General features: G+C 71.1%; 18 protein-coding genes and 1 pseudogene. 3 read left to right on the forward strand and 16 right to left on the reverse strand.

Annotation, left to right across the window (positions count from 1 at the left end; translation table 11 throughout):
* Positions 1 to 19: 19 nt before the first annotated feature.
* From PV679_RS08165 to PV679_RS08175, 3 genes are all read right to left on the reverse strand, one after another.
* Positions 20 to 814 (reverse strand): AAC(3) family N-acetyltransferase, encoded by a 795-nt coding sequence (locus PV679_RS08165; protein ID WP_319679394.1) that lies wholly within the window; start codon positions 812 to 814, stop codon positions 20 to 22.
* On the reverse strand, positions 807 to 3,038 hold the full coding sequence (gene fxsBH / locus PV679_RS08170; RefSeq protein ID WP_319679395.1) for a radical SAM/SPASM protein FxsBH, inactivated beta-hydroxylase extension form: 2,232 nt from the start codon (positions 3,036 to 3,038) through the stop codon (positions 807 to 809). The genes PV679_RS08165 and fxsBH overlap by 8 nt, the downstream gene beginning before the upstream one ends.
* Positions 3,039 to 3,124: 86 nt before the next feature.
* Entirely contained in the window at positions 3,125 to 3,289 is a 165-nt protein-coding gene (locus PV679_RS08175) for an FXSXX-COOH protein (protein WP_319679396.1), read from the reverse strand.
* Between the two features lie 230 nt (positions 3,290 to 3,519).
* On the opposite strand from PV679_RS08175, the gene PV679_RS08180 reads away from it, so the two are divergent.
* Positions 3,520 to 4,428 carry a DUF4231 domain-containing protein gene (locus PV679_RS08180; protein WP_319679457.1) on the forward strand — a complete coding sequence of 303 codons (909 nt, stop codon included), beginning with the start codon at positions 3,520 to 3,522 and terminating at the stop codon, positions 4,426 to 4,428.
* A gap of 67 nt (positions 4,429 to 4,495) precedes the next feature.
* On the opposite strand, the gene PV679_RS08185 is transcribed toward PV679_RS08180, so the two are convergent.
* The 7 genes from PV679_RS08185 to PV679_RS08215 form a co-directional block, all read right to left on the reverse strand.
* Entirely contained in the window at positions 4,496 to 4,975 is a 480-nt protein-coding gene (locus PV679_RS08185; protein ID WP_319679397.1) for a hypothetical protein, read from the reverse strand.
* A 159-nt stretch (positions 4,976 to 5,134) separates the two neighbouring features.
* The gene (locus PV679_RS08190; protein ID WP_319679398.1) at positions 5,135 to 6,034 is read right to left on the reverse strand and encodes a S1 family peptidase; all 900 of its coding nucleotides are present in this window, start codon (positions 6,032 to 6,034) and stop codon (positions 5,135 to 5,137) included.
* Positions 6,035 to 6,364: 330 nt separating this feature from the next.
* The gene (locus PV679_RS08195; protein WP_319679399.1) at positions 6,365 to 7,192 is read right to left on the reverse strand and encodes a DUF1684 domain-containing protein; all 828 of its coding nucleotides are present in this window, start codon (positions 7,190 to 7,192) and stop codon (positions 6,365 to 6,367) included.
* A gap of 5 nt (positions 7,193 to 7,197) precedes the next feature.
* Positions 7,198 to 8,271 (reverse strand): LLM class flavin-dependent oxidoreductase, encoded by a 1,074-nt coding sequence (locus PV679_RS08200; RefSeq protein ID WP_319679458.1) that lies wholly within the window; start codon positions 8,269 to 8,271, stop codon positions 7,198 to 7,200.
* 53 nt (positions 8,272 to 8,324) lie between these two features.
* Positions 8,325 to 9,398 (reverse strand): LLM class flavin-dependent oxidoreductase, encoded by a 1,074-nt coding sequence (locus PV679_RS08205; RefSeq protein WP_319679400.1) that lies wholly within the window; start codon positions 9,396 to 9,398, stop codon positions 8,325 to 8,327.
* Positions 9,399 to 9,499: 101 nt separating this feature from the next.
* Positions 9,500 to 11,494 carry an FAD/NAD(P)-binding protein gene (locus tag PV679_RS08210; protein WP_319679401.1) on the reverse strand — a complete coding sequence of 665 codons (1,995 nt, stop codon included), beginning with the start codon at positions 11,492 to 11,494 and terminating at the stop codon, positions 9,500 to 9,502.
* Between the two features lie 386 nt (positions 11,495 to 11,880).
* Positions 11,881 to 13,095 carry a DUF5685 family protein gene (locus PV679_RS08215; RefSeq protein ID WP_319679402.1) on the reverse strand — a complete coding sequence of 405 codons (1,215 nt, stop codon included), beginning with the start codon at positions 13,093 to 13,095 and terminating at the stop codon, positions 11,881 to 11,883.
* A gap of 276 nt (positions 13,096 to 13,371) precedes the next feature.
* Here PV679_RS08215 and PV679_RS08220 point away from each other — a divergent pair, with 276 nt between their 5' ends.
* Positions 13,372 to 13,806 (forward strand): cell division protein SepF, encoded by a 435-nt coding sequence (locus PV679_RS08220; RefSeq protein ID WP_319679403.1) that lies wholly within the window; start codon positions 13,372 to 13,374, stop codon positions 13,804 to 13,806.
* 37 nt (positions 13,807 to 13,843) lie between these two features.
* On the opposite strand, the gene PV679_RS08225 is transcribed toward PV679_RS08220, so the two are convergent.
* Together PV679_RS08225 and PV679_RS08230 are read right to left on the reverse strand one after the other, a co-directional pair.
* Positions 13,844 to 15,040, reverse strand: coding sequence for an acyl-CoA dehydrogenase family protein (locus PV679_RS08225; RefSeq protein WP_319679404.1), 1,197 nt, complete (start codon positions 15,038 to 15,040; stop codon positions 13,844 to 13,846).
* Positions 15,041 to 15,160: 120 nt separating this feature from the next.
* Positions 15,161 to 16,927, reverse strand: a complete 1,767-nt coding sequence (locus PV679_RS08230) for an MFS transporter (protein ID WP_319679405.1) — start codon at positions 16,925 to 16,927, stop codon at positions 15,161 to 15,163.
* A gap of 421 nt (positions 16,928 to 17,348) precedes the next feature.
* Between PV679_RS08230 and PV679_RS08235 the strand changes: the two genes are divergently transcribed.
* Positions 17,349 to 18,329 carry a phosphatase PAP2 family protein gene (locus PV679_RS08235; protein ID WP_319679406.1) on the forward strand — a complete coding sequence of 327 codons (981 nt, stop codon included), beginning with the start codon at positions 17,349 to 17,351 and terminating at the stop codon, positions 18,327 to 18,329.
* A gap of 124 nt (positions 18,330 to 18,453) precedes the next feature.
* On the opposite strand, the gene PV679_RS08240 is transcribed toward PV679_RS08235, so the two are convergent.
* From PV679_RS08240 to PV679_RS08255, 4 genes and pseudogenes are all read right to left on the reverse strand, one after another.
* Positions 18,454 to 18,669 (reverse strand): I78 family peptidase inhibitor, encoded by a 216-nt coding sequence (locus PV679_RS08240; RefSeq protein WP_319679407.1) that lies wholly within the window; start codon positions 18,667 to 18,669, stop codon positions 18,454 to 18,456.
* Positions 18,670 to 19,017: 348 nt separating this feature from the next.
* Positions 19,018 to 19,971 (reverse strand): annotated as a pseudogene (locus PV679_RS08245) (helix-turn-helix transcriptional regulator); the annotation flags it as partial.
* Positions 19,972 to 20,123: 152 nt separating this feature from the next.
* A complete protein-coding gene (locus PV679_RS08250) occupies positions 20,124 to 20,951 on the reverse strand; it encodes a hypothetical protein (RefSeq protein WP_319679409.1) in 828 nt (275 codons plus the stop codon).
* Entirely contained in the window at positions 20,948 to 22,216 is a 1,269-nt protein-coding gene (locus tag PV679_RS08255; RefSeq protein ID WP_319679410.1) for a glycosyltransferase family 4 protein, read from the reverse strand. Before PV679_RS08255 ends, PV679_RS08250 begins: the two co-directional genes overlap by 4 nt.
* Between the last annotated feature and the right edge of the window lie 403 nt (positions 22,217 to 22,619).

Here is a 22,619-nt window from a genome sequence, read left to right on the forward strand (position 1 = left end):
TCCCATGACGTTCGGTCAATCAGCGCCGCTTTTCGGTCATCCAGCTCTCCGCGTGGGCGACGGCGGCCTTGATCGGGAACAGCCTCGCGGATGTTCCTCCCAGTTGTCCCTTCTGCTCCACGCCCCACGGGAACGCGGCGCCGATCGATTCGAAATCGCTGTCGTCGAGAGCGACATCCTCATATTCGACCCACCGCGGACTTCCGTCAGGCGCTTTCACCACACAGCGATAGGACCGCGGCGGCGCGGCGCGCTTGTATTCGGCGAAATGGAAAGCGGTGCAGGCGGCGAAACCGACATGGACCATCAGCACCCGGGCATCGGCCCTGACGAGAGCGCCCAGCGGCGAGTCCTCGCCGAGATGACTGTGCAGCGGATGGCCGGCCATCAGCTCGTGCGCCCGGCGTCCGACGGCCGCGAAGGACGTCTGCGGATGCGCGCTGCGTACGGCTCCGGGATGGGTCCGCACGGACTCGGCCAGCCGGCCCATTCCCTCACACGGTGTGGTCTCCGCGTCGAAGGCCGGCATCCGTGCCCGGAAGGCCGCCGCCTGGCGGCGGGTCATCCCCCGGATGCGCGCGAGATGGGCCGAGGAGGTGTCGGAGTTCTCCTCGGTGAAGGCCGGGACGACCAGGGTGCCCTCGTCTCCCAGCGCCGTGAGCAGCGCGGTGCGCAGGTCGTCTGCGTCCAGTCCGGTGCCGCTCAGGGACGCGTGGACGAGCAGTGTCGTCCCGGGTGTGACTCCCAGCGCCGCGAGATCACGCGTCAGCGCGTCCGTGCTCGCGGCTCTGGTCCCGGTCTCGTTCTCAGCCATGGTCGGCCTCCTTCCGCAGCGCCGCCAGCAGGCTCTTCCCGCTGACGGTCAGTTCGGCCGCGTTCTCCAGTGTGTCCAGGGCCCGGCGGGCATGGTCCCGGTACGCCGGGTCGTACGCCGCCAGCCCCACCCGCTCGTACGTCCCCGCCAGCAGTTCCGACACCGGGACCGGTGCCTCGCGCCAGGGCGCGGGCCGGCTCCACTCGCCGTCCCGCGCGTACAGGTCGGTGACCTCGGTCAGCGCCCGCAGCCTGGCCCGGCGGAAGCCGCGCAGCAGCGCGCGCGCCAGCTCTTCTGCGCCGCCGCGTACGGGCACGCCCAGCGCGCCGTAGCCGTGTCCGCCCACCTCGGGTCCGGCGGAGAGCAGCGGCGTCAGTGTGGACAGCGACTCGGCCGCCGCCGAGGCCTGCTCGGGCACGGCGGCACCGAGCAGCCTCCAGGCCGCGGCCAGCCGGCCGCTCCACTCGGCGGCCGCGTCGGGGCCGAGTCCGGGATGGACGGGCGCGCCGTAGCAGTCGCGGTACGGGTCGAGGTCGTCGAGTGCGAGAGCGGGCGACCCGGCCAGGACGAGCCCGCGCACGGGACGCCAGTGCGAGGTGGCCTCGCCGCGGCGTGGGACCAGCCGCTCCGTCGTGCCGGTACGCACCAGGAAGCCGTTCCCGGCGCTGCGCACCTCGGCCTCTCCGCTCTCCTGGGGACCGCCGAGGCGCAGTTCGCCGAGGGTGGGCAGCCGGAGCGCGCCGTCCCGCCAGCGGACCCGTACGGGCAGGTCCAGCCCGCCTCGGACGACCGCGGCGGCCACATACGACGACAGTCCGCGCGCGGCGGCGAGCGCGCCGGGACGCTCCTGGCGCAGCGCGGCCACGGCATCGATCAGCCAGGTGCGGGTGTAGGGGTGGGCGAGCACCTCGTCGAGCCCGTCGGAGCGCGCCTCGACCACGCCCGCCAGCTCCCATGCCTCCTGCCAGGCCTCGCCGCCTCTGCCCGCGAGTTCGCTGTGCAGGCCGGCCAGCAGCGCGCGGGTCAGGTCCTGCTGGGCCACCAGCAGTTCGCCGGTGTCCGTGACGGCGGGCGAGGTGCTCGCGGCGGCCGTACGGGATTCGACACCGCGGATCAGCGCCTCCAGGTCGGCGCAGTAGACCGAGGTGTTGTCGAAGCCGCCTTCGGTGGTGCCGTCCGCACCGGGCGCCGACCGGTAGCGGTGCGTGTAGAGCCCGCCGCCGCAGGAGCGTACGACCGGGCACCGCCGGCAGGTCTCCGCGACGCCGCCGAGCCCGAGCTGACGTGCTCGTACACCGGGATGGGCGGCGACCTCGTCGAAGGCGTGCGAGAAGACGTCGAAGCCGGTGGCGGCCGCGCCGTCGTAGGCGCTCTTGAGCGAGTCGGCCTGCTCCAGTGTGCCGTCGGTCTCCACGACGACCAGATCGGTGGGCGCGAGTCCCAGTGACTCGGTGAGACTCGGGCCCCCGGAGAGAGTGGAGAGCACCGACTCGAAGAGCCGTACGGGCATCCGGCGGCCCCGCTCGTCCCAGCGGTCGAAGACCGCGAGCAGCCAGTCGGCGTAGGCGGTGGGCGAACCGTCCGGGCGCGGCGGCGGCGCGTCCCAGGTGGCGTGCGGCAGCAGGAAGTCGATCCGCGGCGGATCGAGCGCGGCCAGCGCGTCGTACACCGCGACCGGATCGTTGGCCGCGTCGACGGTGCACAGCAGCCCGAGATCGAGATGGCGGTAGCGGTCCTGGCGGAGCAGTCCGACGGCCCTGAGGACCAGTGGATGGCTGCTGCGGCCGTCCGCGAAGCGGCGGTGGCGGTCATTGGCCGCCCGGTCGCCGTCGAGCGAGATGCCCACCTTGACGTCGAACTCGTCGAAGAGGTCGAGATGGCGGGTCGAGAGCTGGAGCCCGTTGGTGTGGATCCGGAGATCGAGTTCGGCGACTCCGTCGAGGGCCCTGGTCAGCTCCTCGCAGACGCGTCGCAGCCGTGCGATGCCCGCCAGCAGTGGCTCCCCTCCGTGCAGGATCACTGACACGGAGGGCAGGTCATGGGTCTTGGCATGCTCTGCCAGTCGCAGAGCCGTCCATAAAATCGCTTCGTCAGAGATTGTCTTGGGGCGGGTGCGCCAGCTCTGATCGGCGTGTTCGTAGATATAGCAGTGGTCACACGCAAGATCACACCTGCTGTGGACCTTCAGAACGATCTCGCGAAATGGGACCAGCGGTCCTGTCATTACGCCAGTCTAGAGTGTGTTTCGACAACGGTACCGCCGCCCGGAAGGCGACGTCCGTGGTGCTGGATGAGGCTCCTGGAGGCGCTTCAGAGTGCGGAGTTGAAGCTCGACACGCGCGCGGTGCGGTGGCTGGGCATGGGCAGCACGCGTCCGAGCTTCTTGGCGACCTCGGCGTCGCGCACATCGATCTCCGCGAGGGGAACCCGGTTCTTCTTCGCAGTGGCGAAGGTGACAGAGGTCTGATAAGTCACGACGGCCGTCCTTGATCATGTTGTCCGAACAGGAGACACGGCACCGTTGCAGTGTCAGCGGCTCGACTTTACTCTCATGAACTCTCGCGGCAACTCGGCACATGACGCCGAGACAGAAGCGTTGCCGGGAATTCACGACGCGGCGCGGAACGCACCATTCCATCGATCGAGTGACAACAAAACAGCAGACGGGGGCGCGCATGGCCGAGTTACGCGGACCACTGCACAGCATGGTCTTCCACAACGCTGATCTGCCGGTTCTCTTCCATCACGCGGACGCGCTCGCCATCGCGCGGCAGCGGAAGGCAGTCAACGCGACCCGCCTCCAGTTGCTGCTGCTGGTCCTGGGCGCCGTACCGGCCTCACTGCCCTGGCAGGCAAGGCTGGGAGGTTCGTTCCAAGTCGTCAGCGCTCTCGGCGCGTTGGCCTACGCGGGCGTACTTCTGCTCACCTTCCGGTCGGCCGGCCACAGAGCAACGTCGCATTGGCAACTCAACCGCTCCGCAGCGGAGTTCATCAAATCGCTCTCCTGGCGGTACGCGGTGCACGGCGCGCCCTTCGACTCCGGCGCCGCGGACGCCGCGGGCCTGTTCGCCGTCCGGATGGAGGCGGGGCTCGGAGAGCTGCGGAAGGTCGGCTGGCAGGATCCACGGGACGGCACGGACGGCGGGCCGGGACCGGCCGGTGAGCTGATAACGGCTCCCATGCGGACGCTGCGCGAGAAACCGTTCAGCGTCCGCAAGGAGACCTATGTCAGGGACCGGCTGATCGAGCAGCGGAACTGGTATCACCGCCGGACGGTGGTCTCGCGCCACGCCACCACGCTCTGGTCGGCCACCATTGTCCTGCTCACCCTGCTGGCGCTCCTGCTGACGGCGCTGCGGGCCTTCTCGGTGACGGAGTCCTCGGCCGTGCTGGGTCTGCTCTCGGCGTCCGCCGCCGCCTGTCTGGCGTGGAGCGAGATACGGCGCCATCAACCCCTCATCTCCGCACACTCGTTGGTCGAGGAGGACCTGGCGGCGATGCATACGGCGATGGAGACGATGGTCACCGAGGAGCAGTGGGCGAACGCCGTGTACGAGACCGAGCGGATCGTCTCGCCACAGCACACCGACTGGCTTGTCCGCCACCGGAGTTGAGAGAGAGGTTGTGGGAGTTGAGCGAGGGACCGCGCCGTCGGTGGACGCGGGCGGGTCCCGTGAGGGGTTAAGTGCGCTCGACGCCCTCGCACCAGATCACCGTCACCGGCTTTCCGCGCTCGCGCGCGTACCGCACGATGTCGCCGGTGCCGCCGAGGCCGCGGGCCGGACGGCCGTCCCAGACCGCCAGCAGACGGTCGCAGTTGTCGGCGATATAGGTGCCCGCCGCGTAGTAGGCCTCGTCGGTGGAGTGCGGGAAGGCCATCCGGACCTCCAGCGTGGCCCGGTTCTTCAGACGCAGATAGCCGGCCAGCTCCTCCGGGTCGTCGAAACCGTCCTCGTAGTCACCACTGGGAATGACCACGGTCAGCTCGGCGCCGCGGTCCAGCGCGAGGCAGGCGAAGAGCTGGTCCGCGCCCGCCGCCAGGCTGGAGAGTGCGCGCAGGGAGCCCGTATGGCCGCGGAGCGCGGTCCTGATGGCGGCCTCGATATGCGCGTGGGCCTCGGCGGGGATGTCCCGGTGGCCCGTCACTCCGATGCGTTTCACTGCTCCGGGCCCTCCGGTCCCTCCGTGGCCGACCATCCCGACATCTTCTCAGAGACACGCGGCAGCGAGCCCCCGGCCGGTGGTCGGCCGAGGGCTCGCCGGTGGCGGCCGCGGTTCCGTGGATCCGCGGCTCCGCCGTCGCGGACGGTCAGCCGTGGGTCAGAGGATGGTGACGCCGTAGGCGCTCAGGGCCTCGGTGACCGGCTGGAAGTAGGTCGTACCGCCGGAGGAGCAGTTGCCGCTGCCACCGGAGGTCAGACCGACCGCGCGGGAGCCGGAGTAGAGCGGGCCGCCGCTGTCGCCGGGTTCGGCGCAGACGTTGGTACGGATCAGGCCGGAGACGATGTCTCCGCCGCCGTAGTTGACCGTGGCGTTGAGTCCGGTCACGGAACCGCTGTGAATACCGGTGGTGGAGCCGCGGCGGGTGACGGACATACCGACGGTCGCGTTGACCGCGCTCGTGATGTCGACGCTGCCGACCGTGCCCGGGTGGGCGAGCGAGGTGTTGGAGTACCGCACGATGCCGTAGTCGTTGCCCGGGAAGCTGGAGCCGGCCGTGGGACCGATGCTCGTGGAGTGCGAGGAGTTGGTGTACCAGGGCGGATTGCCCTCGGTGCAGTGTCCCGCGGTCAGGAAGTAGTAGGTGCTGCCGCTGACGACGTTGAAGCCGGCCGAGCAGCGCCAGCTTGTGGCGTACACGGCGTCGCCACCGGAGATGAGCTTGGAGAGCTTGCCCGGTGTGCGCTCGACGCGCAGCGCGCCGGCGTTGGCTCCGGCGGCCTGCTTGAGCTCGGCGATCTCGGCCGTGGACACGGTGCTGTCGGCCGTGATGACGAGATCGTTGCTCGCCTTGTCGACGTACCAGGCGGTGCCCGCCACGTCCGCGCTCAGTACGGCGTCGCTCGCCGCGGTGAGCTGGGAGGCGCTGAAGACTCCGGCCGAGTCGGCGTTCGCGGCGGGTACCGCGAGCGCCGCGGCGGCGACGAGTCCGGTGGTGACGGCGAGCAGACGGATGCGTCTGGCTATGCCACTGCGGGGGGTGGTGCGCTTGATCCTCACGTGTCGTTCCTCCGAAGGGAATCGGGGGCCCGCGGGTGGGGTGCCGGGCCCGTGAGGCGCAGCCGGGAGCGCTCATCCGGATTGCGGAAAAGCCGTACTCCCGACCAGCGCTGTTCGGGAGTATTGGGGGCCACAACCGGCCGCGCAAGGGCGCCTTTTGGCCGTCCGTGACGGGTGAGGCGGACGGGGCTGAGGCGTCCCTTGCGGCGGTCCCGGAGCGGTCCGGAGCAGTCCCGAAGCGGTCCCGGAGAAGTCCCGGCGCGGTACGGAGCAGTCCCGGCGCGGTACGGAGCAGTCCCGGCGCGGTACGGAGGAGGACAAGCGGTGGTGTCAGCCGCCGAGAAGGTCGCGCTCTCCTGCCGGGACGGCGATCGGGAGCGTGTTGCCGGGCGGCGGGAACGGGCAGATGAAGTGGTCCGCGAAGGCGCAGGGCGGCAGCAGCGATCGATTGAAGTCGACCGTCACCGTGCCGTCCTCGGCCGGAGCGGCGGGACGCAGAAAGCGGAAGCGGTAGCTCTCCTTCCCGCTGGTGGTGTCGGCGAAGACCACCCAGAGAGAGCCGTCGGGCTCCACCGCGGCCTGAAAGGTGTGTGCCGTATCGCCGACGGTGAAGGAGAGTTCGCCGCCGAGGCCGAGGCCCCGTTCGCGTCCGTCGGCGTTCTCGACCTGGACGGTACGGCTCTCGTCGTACGGGCGGAAGCGGCCCGGCAGCACCCAGTCCGGGTCGTACGGCGTGGCGTCGATCCCGAGGAACGCGCGCCGCGCCGCCGAGTCCGGATCGAAGTCGCGTACCGCCCAGAGCCCTTCGCGACGCAGGACGACCAACCGGCGTTCACCGGCGGCGATCCGGGACTCCGCGTTCGGCGGCCGGTCGGCGGTGAGCCGGATCCGGCCGGCCAGCGGACGGCCGTCGGCGGTCAGACCGTCCTCGGCCGCCGCGGTCAGCACCACCTCGTCACCGTCCTCGCGCCACACTCCGGGAACCGCCGGAAGGTGTCCCTCCGGATGGTCTCCGAGCCAGTGGGTGCCGGTGAGCGAGAGCGGTCCGTACGGCGCGGACACCGTGAAGACACGCTGCTCGTGCCAGCTCTTCCAGTCCTGGACCGTCTCCGGCGCCGCCGCGGCGGCGCCGGAGACGGCGGAACTCTCGGTGGTCATACGGGTCAACCTTTCGGCACGGGGCTGAGCAGCCCAAGATGTGAGCGGAGCGTGGAGCCCGTGTATTCCGTACGGAAGGCTCCGCGCTCCTGGAGAAGAGGGACGACACGGTCGACGAAGTCGTCGAGACCGCCCGGCGTGAGCGGAGGTGTGAGGACGAAGCCGTCCGCCGCGTCCTCCAGCACAAAGGTGTCGAGCGCCTCGGCGACAGTCTCCGGGGCACCGACGAAGTGCGGGAAGACCCGCCGCTCGCGGATCGCGGCGGCCCGCTCCTGTGCCTCGGCGTCACTGTCGCCGAGGACGACGGTGACCCTCGGCATGATCTTGAGGTCGGAGGGTGTCCTGCCGTACTTCGCCAGCCTGCTCTTGGTATCGGCGTAGAAGGCGCGGCCCGCCTCCAGGGTGCCGTGGCGGGTGAGGACGACATCGGCGGCGGAGGCGGCGAACTCCCGGCCCTCCTCGGAGCCGCCCGCCTGGATGACCACCGGGTGGCCCTGCGGCGAGCGAGGGAGAGTGAACTCTCCCGCGATGTCGAAGTGCGCGCCGGAGTGGGCGAACGGGCGGGGAGCGCCGTGCGGGGAGCCGGGTCCTGCGGGGGTCCAGGAGTCCCACAGTTCACGGGCTGTCGCGACGAACTCCGCGGCCCGGATGTAGCGGCCGGTGCCTTCCGGACGGCCGCGCCGGACGTCCTCTCCGGCCGACGAGTCGGAGGAGGTGACGGCGTGCCAGGCGGCGCGGCCGGCGCTGAGATGGTCGAGGGTGGCGAGCCTGCGGGCCAGTTCGTACGGCTCGTTGAAGGCGGCGCTCACGGTGGCGGCGAGACCGAGCCGGTCGGTGACGGCGGCCAGCGCGCTCAGCACGGTGATCGGTTCCGGCCGGCCGGCCGTGTCCGGTTCGTGGATCAGGCCCTGGTGCTCGTGCGGACGCAGCGCCTCCGCGAGGAAGAGGAAGTCGAACTTCCCGCGCTCCGCGGTACGGGCCAGGTGCTCGAAGGAGGAGAAATCGATTCCCGGCTTCGAACGCCGGCCGGTCCTGACGGCGGTGGTGCCGGTCCCGGGATGACGCGCGGCGAGATGCATCCGCTTGCGGACGGCGCAGCCCGCGGCGCGGGTGGCACCGGTCGGGACGGCGGTCACGCGGTCCCTCCGGCGAGCGTGTACTGGGTGGCCGGGCGGGCGAGGCCGAGATGTTCCCTGAGGGTGCCGCCCGGATGGAAGGTACGGAACCGGCTGCGGTGCTGAAGAAGCGCCACCGTGCCGTTGACAAGCCGTTCGAGATCGCGCCACGGCTCGGCCGGCGTGAGATGGAAGCCGTCCACGGCGCCGGTCCGGTGCCAGGCCGTGATCAGTTCGGCGAGATCGACGGGACCGCCACGGTAGTGCGGGCCGCCGGCCCCGGCGGTGGTGCGCGGCGCGCTCTCCAGGCCCGGTTCCGCGGGCCGTTCACCGCCGCTCAGATCGATGGTGAGCGCGGCCAGTACCCGCAGCGTGTCCGGGTCGCGGCCGTGGCCGGCGGCGCGGGCGCGAAGCTCCTCCCGGACCGCTCCGATCCGCTCGGGCGCGGCGGCGCCGACCAGGACCACATCGGCGTACCGCGCGGCGGTCCTGACACTGTGGCCGCCGGTCACATCGACCACGGTGACGGGATGGCCCTGCGGTGGTCTCGGCACCACGGCCGGGCCACGGACCGGAAAGCCGGTGCCCTCGAAGCCGGCATGGTGCGGCCTGTCCCGGCCGACGAGGCGGCCGGTCGCCGTGGAGCGGATCCCGGCGCCGTCCTCCCGGCCGTCCCACAGCCGGGCCGCGGCGTCGGCGACCTCGCCCGCCTCCTGCCAGAGGTCCGCGGCGGGCGCGGCGGGACGCCGGCCGAAGAGCCTGGCCTGCGCCGGAGTGTCCGACACATCGACGAGCCAGCCGGCCCGGCCCCGGCTCACCCAGTCCAGAGTGGCCACGGCCGTGGAGACATGGAACGGCTCGGTGTGGGTGGTGGTGACCGTCGGCACCAGGCCGATGCGCTCGGTGGCGGGCGCGACCCGGGCCAGTACGGCGAGCGCGTCCGGGCCGGGGCGCGCGAAGGAGTCCCGGAGGGTGACGAAGTCGAGGGCGCCGTGCTCGGCGAGCCTGGCGAGTTCGACGTACGGCGCGGCTTCGTACTCCGGTGGACCGCCGATCTCGGCGGCCAGATGCAGGGGTCGGAGTGCGGACATGACGGCCTTTCAGCTTCTGTTGGCGGCGTGGTTGCCGGCGTCCGGGGTCGCGGTGCCGGGGCTTTGTCCCGCCGGCTTCTGAGCCCCGGAGCGGGACGCGGTCAGGCGCCTGGGCTCGTGCGACAGGACAGGTCGCGGAGCAGGCCGAGCGCGGCCCGCGCGGTGGCGTCGTTCTGCCGGAACGCCGCTCCTCCGGTACGGGGCCGGGTGAAGGCGCCGCTCGACCGCGCGGTGGTGTAAGGGCCGAGCGCGAAGCGCCGTGGATGCGGCCTGCCGTCGCTCTCCAGGAGCCGTCCGTCGTCCGGGTCGACCCGGACCAGGCCCGCCGATGTCGCGGCGGCGCCCTCCTCGTACAGCCCGCGCAGCAGCGGACTGCGGGTGCGCTCCGGCGAGGGGTCCGGGAGCCGGGCCTCGACCAGCGCGCGGGCCTCGATGTGCTCTCCCGGTACACCGGCGCCGCCGGCCCGGAAGATACCGCGCCGCTCGTCGGCCTCGACCGTCATGTCCGGGCCGAGGAAACGGACGACACCGGCCTCGGAGAGCGCGAGGAGCTGGCGCAGCCGGGGTCCCGGCGGGCCCGAGGCGACATAGCTGAAGAAGCCGTGCCACCGGCCGCCCGTGTCGCCCATGTCGCCGAGGCGGATGAGCTGGCCGTAGACGGAGAGCAGCCCGAGGAAGACGGCCAGGTCCGCGCTGTGCGAGGGGTCGTGCCGCCGGGCGAGATCGTCGCTTATGTAGCGGCGCAGGCCGTCCTGGAGCGCGTCGTACGACGGAAAGCGCACTCCTCGCAGCGGACGGTCGAGGGCATCGAGATCGAGCCGGTCGGCGGGGTCGGGCACGGCCGCGGCGACCAGCGCTTCCAGCTCCGGACTGGCGGGTTCGACCGCCGCGTACTTCTCCTCGAAGTCGGTCCAGGCGATGCGGGTGCGCTCCGGATGGGCGGTGAAGAGCCGGTGGTAGTGCGCGTAGCCCAGCTCTTTTTCGGCCAGCGGCCAGACATCGCGCCGGAAGTCCGGCGGTCCCGGTCTGTTCAGCAGCTCGTCTATCTGTTCGGGACCGAGGAAGCGCGGCAGCGGAGGCCGTTCGCCGTCCAGTCCGTAACCGATCTTGGAGTGGTACGGCACACCGCGCCGGGATCCCACGTACAGGACCGGCTCGCGGCCGGAAGGGTGGTAGACGAGCTTTCCGTCGGTGCCGTCGTCGCCGTTCTCGCGGGCGGCGTCCGAATAGCGGCCGCCGCGTCCCTCGGTGAGCAGCACCATCAGATCGATGAAGGCGAGTCCGAAGCCACGGACGATGACGGGTTCGCCTGCGGGCAGTGCGGACAGATCGCTGTCCGCGGTGAAGTCCGGCGGCAGATGGATCAGCCCGTGCCGGTCGGCGAAGCGGCTCAACTCCCGCTGCTCCTCGTCCGGTTCACCGTCGAGATGGCCAAGGGTCAGTACGACGAGATCGGCGAGCAGCGGTTCAACGCGGTCCTCCAGCCATACGCGCTGCCGGCCGTCGCGCGGACCGCTGACACGCAACGCGTGGGTGCGGTGCCGGTGGACGGTGACACCGGGCGGCAGCGCGGCCACCGTCTGTTCGTAGACCCAGCTCAGATAGGCGCTCTGGAGCCGCCGGCTGGGAAAGGTCTCGCCGGTCAGTTCGGCTATCTCCGTGCGGAGCGGCGGCCTCTCACCATCGGACTCACCGCCTCGGGACTCGGCGCGTTCGGACTCGGCGCGTTCGGACTCGGCGCGTTCGGACTCCGCGGAGATCCTCGACCGGCCCTCTCTGATGTCCCGTGCCCACTCGTGCAGCGCCGGCCCCTGCCGTACGGGCCCGGCCAGTGGCACCGTGTCGTCGGTGTACATCGTGACGTCCTGGGCCATGGAGTTCATCCAGAGCAGCGGCGACTGGTCACGCCGCCAGATCCGGCCGCCGCCCGGTGGATGCGGGTCCACAAGATGGATGTCCAGGGGCAGGCCGCCGTAAAGGGACCGCGCGTTGGCGGCGATCCGCTCCAGAAAACCCGTGCCGCGCGGACCGGCGCCGATGACGACAAGAGACGGGGTGACGGGCCGGTTACGGGCGGTGTCCGATGAGACAGGCATGCGAAGGCTCCGTGGATACAGAGATCGTGCACGGGAGGTGCCTTCATGGAAACGCAGCCGGATCGAGCCCCTCAGCACGGTCCGCTTGCCAGGTCGAGGCTACGGCGTGCGCACGGCCGGTTGTCAAGCCTGTCCGCACTGTGAGCCGACCGTCTCAGCCAGTTGACGCGGAAACGGATGCCTGTTCCACTTGGCGCATGTATTCGCAGCAGTGGCTGGTCACACGCTCCCACATCGACTTCGGTCGAGTGTGGTCCTCTTCCTGTTGAGCTGACGCCCTGCACGGCCTCCGGCGCTCGCGCCCGTCCCCGCGTGCCTTCACACGCAGACACCACGCTTCATTCCCCTCGCCCAGCCAGTCCGGTCCGCTGTCGGCATCGACCGCGTCAGCAGCCACAGTCACAGCAGTCGGGACAACCGTCGCAGTCACACTCCCGGCAGCAGCCTTCCCGCTTCTTGCGCGACCAGGGGCCCTCGTACTCCTCCGCGCAACACAGTTTGCAGGTGCAGCACAGTCCGACGAAGACCGCGCAGCCGGCCCAGAATCCGCGCCTGCCCGGCTTCGGCGGATCCGGCTCAAAACCGGGCGGGAGCCCGCCCGGGCCGCCCGGCGCGCCCGGGTTCCCGCCGCCGTAGGGGTTGTTGGAGCCGTACGGACCGTCGGAGCGGTACGGCCCCGCGCCCGGGCCGTCGTACGGCCCCGGCGGCCCGCCGTGCTGTCCGCCGTGCCCTTGGTGCGCACAGGTCGCCGCACCGAAGGCGCGCTCCACCGAGGTGCGCAGTTCGTGCGCCAGCAGCACATGCGCCAGCGTGCCGTCGGTGAACTCCGCGTCACGCAGCGCGAGACGTATTCCGTGTACGGCGTCGTCGGCGAGCCGCCGCGCCTCCGCGCGTGAGGTGGCGGTCGCGGTGAGCGGGTTCCACGCACCCGACGCCGCGTCAGCTCCCTGATCCTCCACGGCGTCCAGCAGATGCGCGAGCCGTCCGAAGAGCCGTCCGGCCTCGGCCAGCGGCGCCCGGTTGCCGGGCCGGCCCGCCAGTACCGCGGTGTGCGCGAAGGCGGCCGCGGTGGCCGTCTCGGTCGGCTCCGTGACGGTGAGCAGCGGGGTGCCGGGGCCGGCCAGCGCCTCGGTCCCCGGCTGCCGGTCGACCGCGTCGACCAGTACGGCCGTGTCGAAGCCCAGTTCCGCGCCGGCACGCGCGCCCGCCCTGTCCCAGCCGGCCGCGACCCGGCGCGCGGCGGCGGCCACCGGCCGCCGCTTGAACGCCCCGTCTCCGTCCGCGACGTGGTCCCGCACCTTCGCCGAGGCGAGCACCAGCGACACCGCGGCCGCCAGCCGGGCGCCTTCGCCACTGGCGACCGGAGCGGTGCGCATACCACGCAGTGGACAGGGCCCCGCCGTGCGCCGCCGCGCGGCGCTCCGCTCGGTCTGAGCATCCGTCAGAACCGAGACGATCAGGCCGTCGTAGTTGGTGACGATCCGCGAGAGCTGTCCATGGTCGGAACGAAGTGCCAGGCACAGCCCGCAGAGATGGGCCATCCACTCGCTTCTGAGTCCGCCGGTGAGCCGATGGCCGCACGGTCTGACGATTCCGAACACAACTGTCCCCCGAGAGTCGTTCGCGTGTGCGGAACGCATCGTATCGAGTGACCCGTTCACCCGGACGTCCCCTACGTCACCCATCTGGCCGGAAGTTCATATTTTGCACCCCGTCAGGGCCCGTACGCTGGAAGAACCTTGACGAATCACCACATCTTCTGCACCAGTAGCGTCACGAATCGCCTGCGCGCCGACTATCCCCTTGGCGCGCAATCCGCATCATGGACGACGATAGGGATAGGGAACGACATGTGACCGCGGTGAAAGGAGGCGTCCATGGGATCGGTGCGCAAGGCGAGTGCCTGGCTGGGCCTCGTTGAGGACAACGACGAGCGTTACTACGACGACGAGTACGCCGAGGGTGCGGAAAGTGGCGACAACTGGAAGACCGACCCTCGCGTGCGGGTCGCCTCCCGGAGCGCCCACGAGCAGGACCGCAGAATCGCCACCGTCTCCCCGGACGGCTTCCGGGACGCCCGGGGCATCGGGGAACTCTTCCGGGCCGGCGTCCCGGTCATCATGAATCTCACCGCCATGGAGCCCACCGACGCCAAGCGCGTGGTGGACTTCGCCGCCGGACTGGCCTTCGGGCTGCGCGGCTCGATCGAGCGCGTGGCCACCCGGGTCTTCCTGCTGACCCCCGCCGACACCGAGATCGTCACCGGTGACTCCGCGGGCCGCGCGCAGGACGGCTTCTTCAACCAGAGCTGAGCAGGGCGCTCACCGGTTCCGCCTGGTGTCCTACCGGTCACCGGAAGGCGTCGAGGCCGGTGAGCGCCTTGCCCAGCACGAGCTGATGCATCTCGACGGTGCCCTCGTAGGTGAGCACCGATTCGAGATTCGTCGCATGCCGCATCACGGGGTATTCGAGCGAGATCCCATTGGCGCCGAGGATGGTCCGCGAGGTCCGGCAGATCTCGATCGCCTCCCGCACATTGTTGAGCTTGCCGAAGCTGATCTGCTCGGCCCGCAGCCGGCCCGCGTCCATGCGCCGTCCGAGATGATGGGCGAGCAGGATGCCCTTGTGCAGTTCCACGGCCATGTCGGCGAGTTTGGCCTGGGTGAGCTGGAAGCCACCGATCGGGCGGCCGAACTGCTCTCGTGTCCTCGCGTACTGGAGCGCCGACTCGAAGCTGGCGCGCGCGGCGCCCATGGAGCCCCACACGATTCCGTAACGGGCATGGCTGAGACAGCCGAGCGGCCCGCGCAGCCCGGTGACTCCGGGCAGCACGGCGTCGGCGGGGAGCCGTACGTCGTCGAGGACCAGCTCGCTGGTGACCGAGGCGCGCAGTGACCATTTGTGCTTGATCTCGGGAGCCGAGAACCCGGCGGTGCCGGCCGGGACGAGGAAACCGCGGATGCCGTCGTCGGTCCCGGCCCATACGACGGCGACGCCGGCCACCGAGCCATTGGTGATCCACATCTTGCGGCCGGTGAGGATCCAGTCGTCGCCGCTCCGCCTGGCGTGCGTACGCATCCCGGCCGGGTCGGAGCCGTGGTCGGGCTCGGTCAGGCCGAAGCAGCCGATGATCTCGCCCGTCGCCATACCGGGCAGCCAGCGCTGTTTCTGCTCCTCGGAGCCGTAGCGGTGGATCGCGTACATGGCGAGTGAACCCTGCACGGAGACCAGGGAGCGGATGCCGGAGTCGGCGGCCTCCAGTTCCAGACAGGCGAGTCCGTACTGGACGGCGGTGGCTCCCGCGCAGCCGTAGCCCGTCAGGGACATCCCGAGCGCGCCGAGAGTGCCGAGCTCGCGGGCCAGCTCGCGGATGCCGGGCAGCTCGCCGCTCTCGTACCACCCGGCGATGTGCGGCAGGATCCGGTCGGCGGCCCAGGCACGCACGGTGTCCCGGATCGCCAGGTCCTCCGGGTCGAGCAGATCGTCGAGGCCGAGCGGGTCGTCCGGGTCGAAGGACGGCGGCTTCGTCGCGGACGGTGCGGACATGGGAAGGGCCTCCGGCGGCTCGCAAACACGCCCTGGCGGCGCTGGTCACGACTCGGCGCCGAGGTTACGGCCCAGTAGGCCGCTCGTCCAGTCCGGGCCCGCCCGGCGGCCGTCCGGCCCTCACCTGGACCGCGCCTCGGCCCTTCCGCGCAGCGCGGCCAGATCGGACGGCTCCCGTGTCTCCGGCGGTTTGCGCAGCTTGGGCGGCCGCTTCTCCGGCGGTTTGCGGAGCCGGGACGACGGCCGCTCGGCCGGCCGTGGCTCCGCGGAGCGCTGCTCCGGTGGCCGCCTCATCCCGCGCGCCTGCCGGGCCTTCGGCGCCTCTTCGGCCGGGGCGGCTCCGGGCGCCGGACAGTCCATGATCCTCGGCAGTCGTAGCGCGGCCAGTGCGCCGAGCAGCAGCAGACCGGCGCTGACCAGCAGCGTCACATGCAGGCCGTGCACGAACGACTGGCGCGCGGCGGTCCGCAGGGACTCTCCGGCCGGCCCGCCGAGCCGGGCCGCCACCTGATACGCCTCGCCGAGGGACTCGGCCGCCGCCGAGCGGGCTCCTGGCGGAACATCGCGCACCGACGACATCGCGGGCGCGTAGGCGGCGTTCATCACGCTGCCGAGCAGCGCGATTCCCATGCCGGCGCCGAGTTGGTAGGACGTCTCGCCGATGGCCGCCGCGCCGCCCGCCTGTTCGGCCGGGGCCTCGCTGAGCATCGACTCGTACGCGCCGAAGAGCGTGGTCTGGAGTCCGAAGCCGAGCAGGACGAAGGCAGCGGTCAGCAGCGCGGGCCGGTCGTGCTGGCCCATCAGGACCAGCAGCAGTACGGCGCCGGCGGTGAGGACGAAACCCCAGGCCACCATCGCGCGCGGGCCCACCCGGCGCAGCGTGGCCGATCCGGTGGCGCCCGCGGCCATGGCGGCGAAGGTCAGCGGCAGCAGCCGCAGCCCGGTCTCCAGCGGGCTCAGTCCCAGGACGAGCTGGAGGTACTGGACGGCGATCAGCTCCAGGCCGACCAGGGCCAGCATGGCGAGGACGATGCAGCCCACCGAGGTGGAGAAGGCCGGCCTGGCGAACATCCGCATGTCGATCAGCGGTTGCGTCCGGCGGCGCTGTCTGCGTACGAAGAGGACCAGCAGGGCCGCGCCGAGACACAGCGGGCCGAGAGTCGCCGGGTCGAGCGCTCCGTCTCCGGCGCCGAGGCGCTTCACGCCGAAGACCACGCCGAGCACTCCGGCCGCCGCCATCAGCGCGCCGAGCACGTCCCAGGGGCCGTCGGCGCAGCCCTTCGACTCGGGCAGCACCAGGCGGCCGAGCGGCAGGATGACCGCCAGCAGCGGCAGATTGATCAGGAAGACCGAGCCCCACCAGAAGTGCTCGACGAGGAAACCGCCGAGGACCGGGCCGACCGCGGCGCCGACCGCGGCCACGGCGGTCCAGACGCCGATGGCCACCGCGCGCTCGCGCCGGTCGGGAAAGACCGCGCGCAGGACGGACAGGGTCGCGGGCATGATCATCGCGCCGCCCACGCCGAGCAGGGCGCGCGCTCCGATCAGCACCACCGGACTGCCGGCGAAGGCCGCGACCGCCGAGGCGGCCCCGAAGAGCCCGTATCCCAGCAGCAGGACCCGTCTGCGTCCGATGCGGTCACCGAGCGTGCCGAAGAGGATCAGCAGCGAGGCGCAGACCAGCGGATACGCGTCCACGATCCACAGCAGCTCGACCCCGCTGGGGCTGAGGTCCGCGGTGACGGCCGGGACGGCGACATGCAGCACGGTCGCGTCGAGTGCGACCAGCAGCAGACTGACGCAGAGGACGATCAGGACGACCCAGCGGTTGGCACCGCCGCCGGTGGCCGCGCGCAGCCGTGCTCCGGCCGTGGTGGTCCCGGACATCTGAGTACCTCCCAATGCGTCCCTCGCGTTCGGCGGGCCGACGGGGACCTCGTCCCTCGGGGCGGCCCGGCATCGGCTGGCGAGTGAGCCGTCAGCGTACGCGAGTGAACGCGTGTGGTGCGTGGTGCATGTCTCACCGTTCCGACCAGGGAGTGTGGCGTACGCCACCCTCGGCGCGCCAACACCACGGGGCGGAAGGGCGAGCGGCAGGGAAATTCCACACGACGTCATGGTGAACTAATTCTGTTCCGCACAAAGACGGTTCCCGTGACGGCGTGTCGATTAATAGCGGCCAAGGTCACGTGGTTTTCGGGAACCGTCCCGAATAAACCGTCCCTTGCGACGGACTCCACATCACATCGTCATCACGAAGAGAGCGGATGGACCTGTTCGGTCACTCACTCGCTGTAACGTCGATTGCGTGCGTACCGACATCTTTGCCCGACTGGACCGGGAGCCGGAGCCGCCGAAGATAGAGATCCCGCGGATGAGCCGCACCCGCAAGGCTCTCTTCGGCGGGACGCTGGCGTTCTATCTCGCCATCGTCATTGCCGTGCTCGCCTCGTCCTGGCTGGTGACCCTGGACTGGAAAGTCATGCTCTTCCGGCCTTATCAGCAGTGGCCGGGCCTGCATGCCTTCCTCGACTACTTCGTGGTGCTCGGCCAGCGCGGGCCGACCGCCGTGATGATCGCGGCCTGGCTGGGCTGGCGCTCGTGGCGCCAGCACACGCTGCGGCCGCTGCTGACTCTCGGTGCCGCTCTGCTGCTGCTCAATGTGACCGTCGGAGCGGTCAAGATCGGGCTCGGGCGGCTCGGCCCGCACTACGCGACGCAGATCGGCTCCGCCGAGCTCTTCGCGGGCGGCGATATATTTCCTTCGGGACACACCGCCAACGCCGTGGTGACCTGGGGAATCCTGGCGTATCTGGCCACCACGCCGCGGGCCAGGCGCTATCTGTCGGTCATGTCGTCCGTGGTGGCGCTCGGCGTCGGCGCGACGACCGTCTATCTCGGTACGCACTGGCTGAGCGATGTGCTGCTCGGCTGGGCCGCCGGCCTGCTGATCCTGCTGGGACTGCCCTGGGTCGAGCCGCTCATCGGCCGGTCCGAGCTGGCGATCTTCGCGGGACGCGAGCGGTGGCGTGCGAGCCGAAGGCTCACTCCTTCCACTCCGGTCGCGGCCGGAGGCCCGACGCCGGCGCCGGCCGCGCAGCCGGCGACGCCGGGCGGCGAGGCGGCCAGGAAGCCGGTCGCCGCAGGTCAGGGTGGCCGCGTCACGGGCAACAGGACCATCGCTCAGCTCACCCAGCCACGGCCGCACGCGGTGCGCGCGGAACGGCCGCCGATGACTCCGGCGGGCAGCCGTCGCCCGCCTCACTCAAGGCCGGCGACGGGCGGCTGAGCGGCGCGCGGAGGCTTCGGGCACGGTACGCACAGACCGTCTCGCGCAGCAGGGAAGGCCCCGGCTCCGGCCGGGGCCTTCCGTATGCCGTGGTCCCGCATGCCGTTGTCCCGCGCCGGCGAGCTCAGCCGTGCCAGCAGCGGACGACCCGCCCGTTGTCGACCTCGAAGTTCAGCCTGCCCGCCACATACTCCATGGTGATGATCGAGCCCGGCGGCAGCCCACGGACCGTGCTCCAGCCGCGCTCACGGGCGAGACGCTCGGCGCTCTCGGCGTCGAGGCCGACGTAGGACGCGGGATCGTCGGAAGGGTGTACGGGAGGGGTCGGTGTCGGTGCCATACCACTCACCGTAGGCGCCGGGAGCCGGTGAAGGAAGCCGGGCGGACGCTCGCCGGGACGGCTCCTGTCTGTCACCGGTCACACCCGTGTCACAAGGTCATGACGCGCGTCGGACACGAACGGCTTCACTCCAACGGGCGCTTCATACACCACTCCGGAGTAATTCGGTGTTCCTGAATATCGCTCGATTTTTACTCGTCCTGAATTCACCTTTGCCGGACCATGACGTCGACGTTCCGGATCAATTCAAGAAGTGCACAGAATTCACGAATCCCCCGCACAATCCGACGTCCGGCGACACGTTTGATTCGCGCCATATCCGGACGCTCCGTACGCGCTCCATCAGCCCAGTGCCCGCGACAGCCGGTCGCGTGCCGTCCTGATGCAGTCGGTCAGCTCCGGCGGCTCGATCACCTCGAAGTCGAGGCCGAGGAGCAACACATGGATCACCATCACATCCAGGCTCGCCGCTCCGGTCCGCAGCAGACAACTGTGCTCGTCGATCGCCTCCAGGACACCGGCGGACGGAGACACGGTCCTGGCCGCCTCCTCCGCCGACGCCCGGAGCCTGATGACCGCCGTGGCGGCATAGGCCCCGGTGGACACTCCACGCGAGACATAGGCGGCGAGATCCTCGGCGGGCGGCGGGCGCGGAGTGAAGCGCGGGCCGTGCGGCGGCCTCGGAGTGACGCGGTCCGCCCGGAACGTACGCCAGCCGGAGCGGTCCAGGTCCCAGGCGACGAGATACCAGCGGCGCTCGGTGCACACCAGACGGTGCGGCTCGGCGGTACGGCGAGTGGCGGAGCCCTCGTGGTCGCGGTACTCGAAGCGCAGCCGCTCGCTGTCCCGGCAGGCGTTGGCCAGCTCCGTGAGTACGCCGGGATCGACGGTCGAGCGCTCCGGTCCGCGCAGCATCGGCACGGTGAAGGCGTTGAGTGCGCCGACCCGGCGGCGCAGCCGGTCCGGCAGTACCTGCTCCAGCTTGGCCAGAGCGCGTACGGAGGTCTCACCGATGCCCTCGACTCCGTTGCCCGCCGCCGTGCGCAGACCGACGGCGACCGCGACGGCCTCCTCGTCGTCCAGCAGCAGCGGTGGCAGTTCCGCTCCGGCGCCGAGCTGATAGCCGCCGCCCGTGCCGGGGCTGGCGTTCACCGGATAGCCGAGCTCCCGCAGCCGGTCGACATCGCGCCGTACGGTGCGCGTGGTGACGCCGAGCCGCTCGGCGAGACCGGCGCCGGACCAGTCGCGGTGGGTCTGGAGCAGTGAGAGCAGGCGCAGCAGGCGGGCCGAGGTCTCCAACATGAGGCCGAGTCTGGCAGCCGTCGCGGACAGAGGCTGTCCGCGAGTGCCTCACGGGCTCCGGCGAGACATGGCGGCGGACGGCCTGCGACGGCACTACGTTCTGCGGCTCATCGCGCGGCGGGTCATCGCGCGGCAGGTCATCGCGCGGCAGGTCATCGCGTCGTGGACGAGACCGGCGCGGGGTCCAGCCGTACGCAGAAATCGTTGTCACCGGTGTAGCACGGAGCCGCCAGCCAGCCGTCCGCCCGGTGGCCGGGATAGACGTGGATCGCGCGCTTGTCCCAGACGTCGTCGAGAATCCGGGAGATCCGTATCCCGGCGGCGTCCCGCGCCGGCCGCAGCCAGAGATCCCACCACTGGCGCTTCTCGACCGGCTTCGCGGCGAGCGGACCGTACGGCAGCGTGAAGACGAAGGCCCCGCCACGGCCGGTGACGGCGACCCGGTGGGTACGGTCGCCGCCGCGCAGCCGCGCCTCGGCCTCCGCGCCCTCTCCCAGCTCGGAGCCGTACAGCATGCCCTCGACCGTCGCCGTGTCCTGGTCGCAGCGGACCGTCCCGGCTTCGGCGTGCGGTGCGCGGACCCAGGAGCGGACGGCGAGACGGCCGTCCGGCGTGGGATACGGAATCCGGGCGAAGACCCGGCCGGATTCCGGGACCCGGTCGATCAGGGCCCGTACATCCCGGACGCCGGGCCGTACCGGCTCCTCGCCGGCGGCGCCCGTGCGGACGTCCCAGTGTCCCTCGGCCAGATCGACCGTGCTGGGCAGCACGGCTCGCAGCCGGGACTCCCCGGCCCCGGTCAGCGGCAGCCGGACCTCGTCACCGGCCTCGCCGGGCCGGCCACCGCGCCGGCGCAGCACGAGCAGCGCGTCGGGCCGGGCGGCACCTCTGATGTCGAAGGTGATCCCGCCCGCCGAGTCGGCGATGCAGTCGGCGGTGTGCACGGCGTGCGACATCCGCCGTCCGGTGGGTCTGGTCATGCGGTCCTGCCCTTTCGGATCACGTCGGCGGCCTTGTCGCGCACGCTGTACGCGCCGCCCAGTACCGCGCTGCCGCCTCGGCGCAGCGCGTCGCGCAGCGTGGCCCGAGGAGTCCTGGCCAGCTCGGTGAAGAGCGCCTCGTGGCGCCCGGCGATACGCGCCGGGTCGAAGCGGGCCGAGGCGGCGAGCGCCGCCTGTCCCGTGCGCCCGCGCAGTTCGTCGTCCTGGATCAGCCCGAGCAGCGCCGCGGCGATGGCGTCCACATCACCGGTCGGCACCAGCCGGCCGTCGACACCGTCCTCGATGATCTCACCGGGCCCGTGCGGGCAGTCGGTGGCGACGACCGGGACGCCGCAGCGCATCGCCTCCACGATGGTCATGCCGAAGGCCTCGCGGCTGGAGGTGACGGCGGCGATCGATCCCTTGACCCACTCCGCCTCCAGCGGAGCGGCCGGCCCCATCAGGAACACATGGTTGTACAGCCCGCTCTCCTCGACGAGCTTCCGGAGCGCCGCCTTCTCGTCGCCGGCCGAGTCGCCGCCGCCGTGGATCCGCAGCCGCCAGTCCGGGCGGACGGTCACCACCTGCGCGAAGGCCCGCACCAGCAGGTCGTACCGCTTGACCCGGGTGAGCCGGCCGGCGGCGACGACCCATTTGCCGGTCGAATCGGCGGGCGCGACAGTGGGCGCGGGCACGCTGTTGGGGATCGCGCCGATCCGTACACCGGGCAGCCGCAGCCGGGCGCGGTAGGCGCGCGCGTCGGCCTCGGTGACCGTGGTGACCGCGTCGAGAAGCCGGTAGCGGTGGCCGATCTCGCGGCGGAGCCGGCGGCTGTGGCTGTCGAGAGAGAGGTGTTCCTGCCCGACGCGGACCTGGCCGCGCCGGGCCTGCAGAGCGATATGGACATTGAGTCCCGCGCGGGTGCCGATGACGACATCGGCCTCCAAGGAGCGCAGATGAGCGGCGATCCTGGCGTCCGTGAGCCGGCTGTACTGCCGGTGCCGCCCGTCTCCTCGCGGGAAGACCCGGGCGGGCCTGGCGTGCTCCGGATCGTCGCCCTCGTAGCCGGGACCGTCGCGCCGCAGATCGACGAGGTGACGCAGCCGTACGCCGGAGGGAGCGCCGAGGGCCGGCTCCTCGCGGTGGCGGAAGACCGAGGCGATCTCGACGTCGTGCTGCTCGGCCAGTGTCCCGGCGAGGTTGAACGTGGTCCTGATCGTCCCGCCGATGCCGTACGCGTTGTGCAGCAGAAAAGAGATGTGCATACCGTGCCGGTTCCCCCTAATCCTGTCCGCCTGCCGGTCCCTCCGCCCGCCGGTCCTGTCCGGGCGACTGGGTAGACGCAGAAATGACCCGGATGGTGCCGACTCCAAGCACATTCGTACGATCACGCACCCGGACGGCGCAGCGAAGACACCCGGACCGGCGGGCTGACCAGCGGGAATCAGCCACCCCATTGCTTCACTGATTCCCGATTTGTCGACCTGTCAATGTACTGACCCGCGATTCGCCGTTCCGGGTCAACTTCCCGTCGTCCAGCACGCATTGGCACGGAAGCACTGGTTTCGTGCGACGCCTCGTCCGTTTCGCCGGATGGTTCGATTCTGTGCCATTCCACGCGTGACCCTGGCCACGGCTCGCCCGTTGTCTTCTTTACGAGCCGGGAAC

This window comes from Streptomyces sp. AK02-01A (assembly GCF_033795305.1).
Taxonomy (GTDB): Bacteria; Actinomycetota; Actinomycetes; order Streptomycetales; family Streptomycetaceae; genus Streptomyces.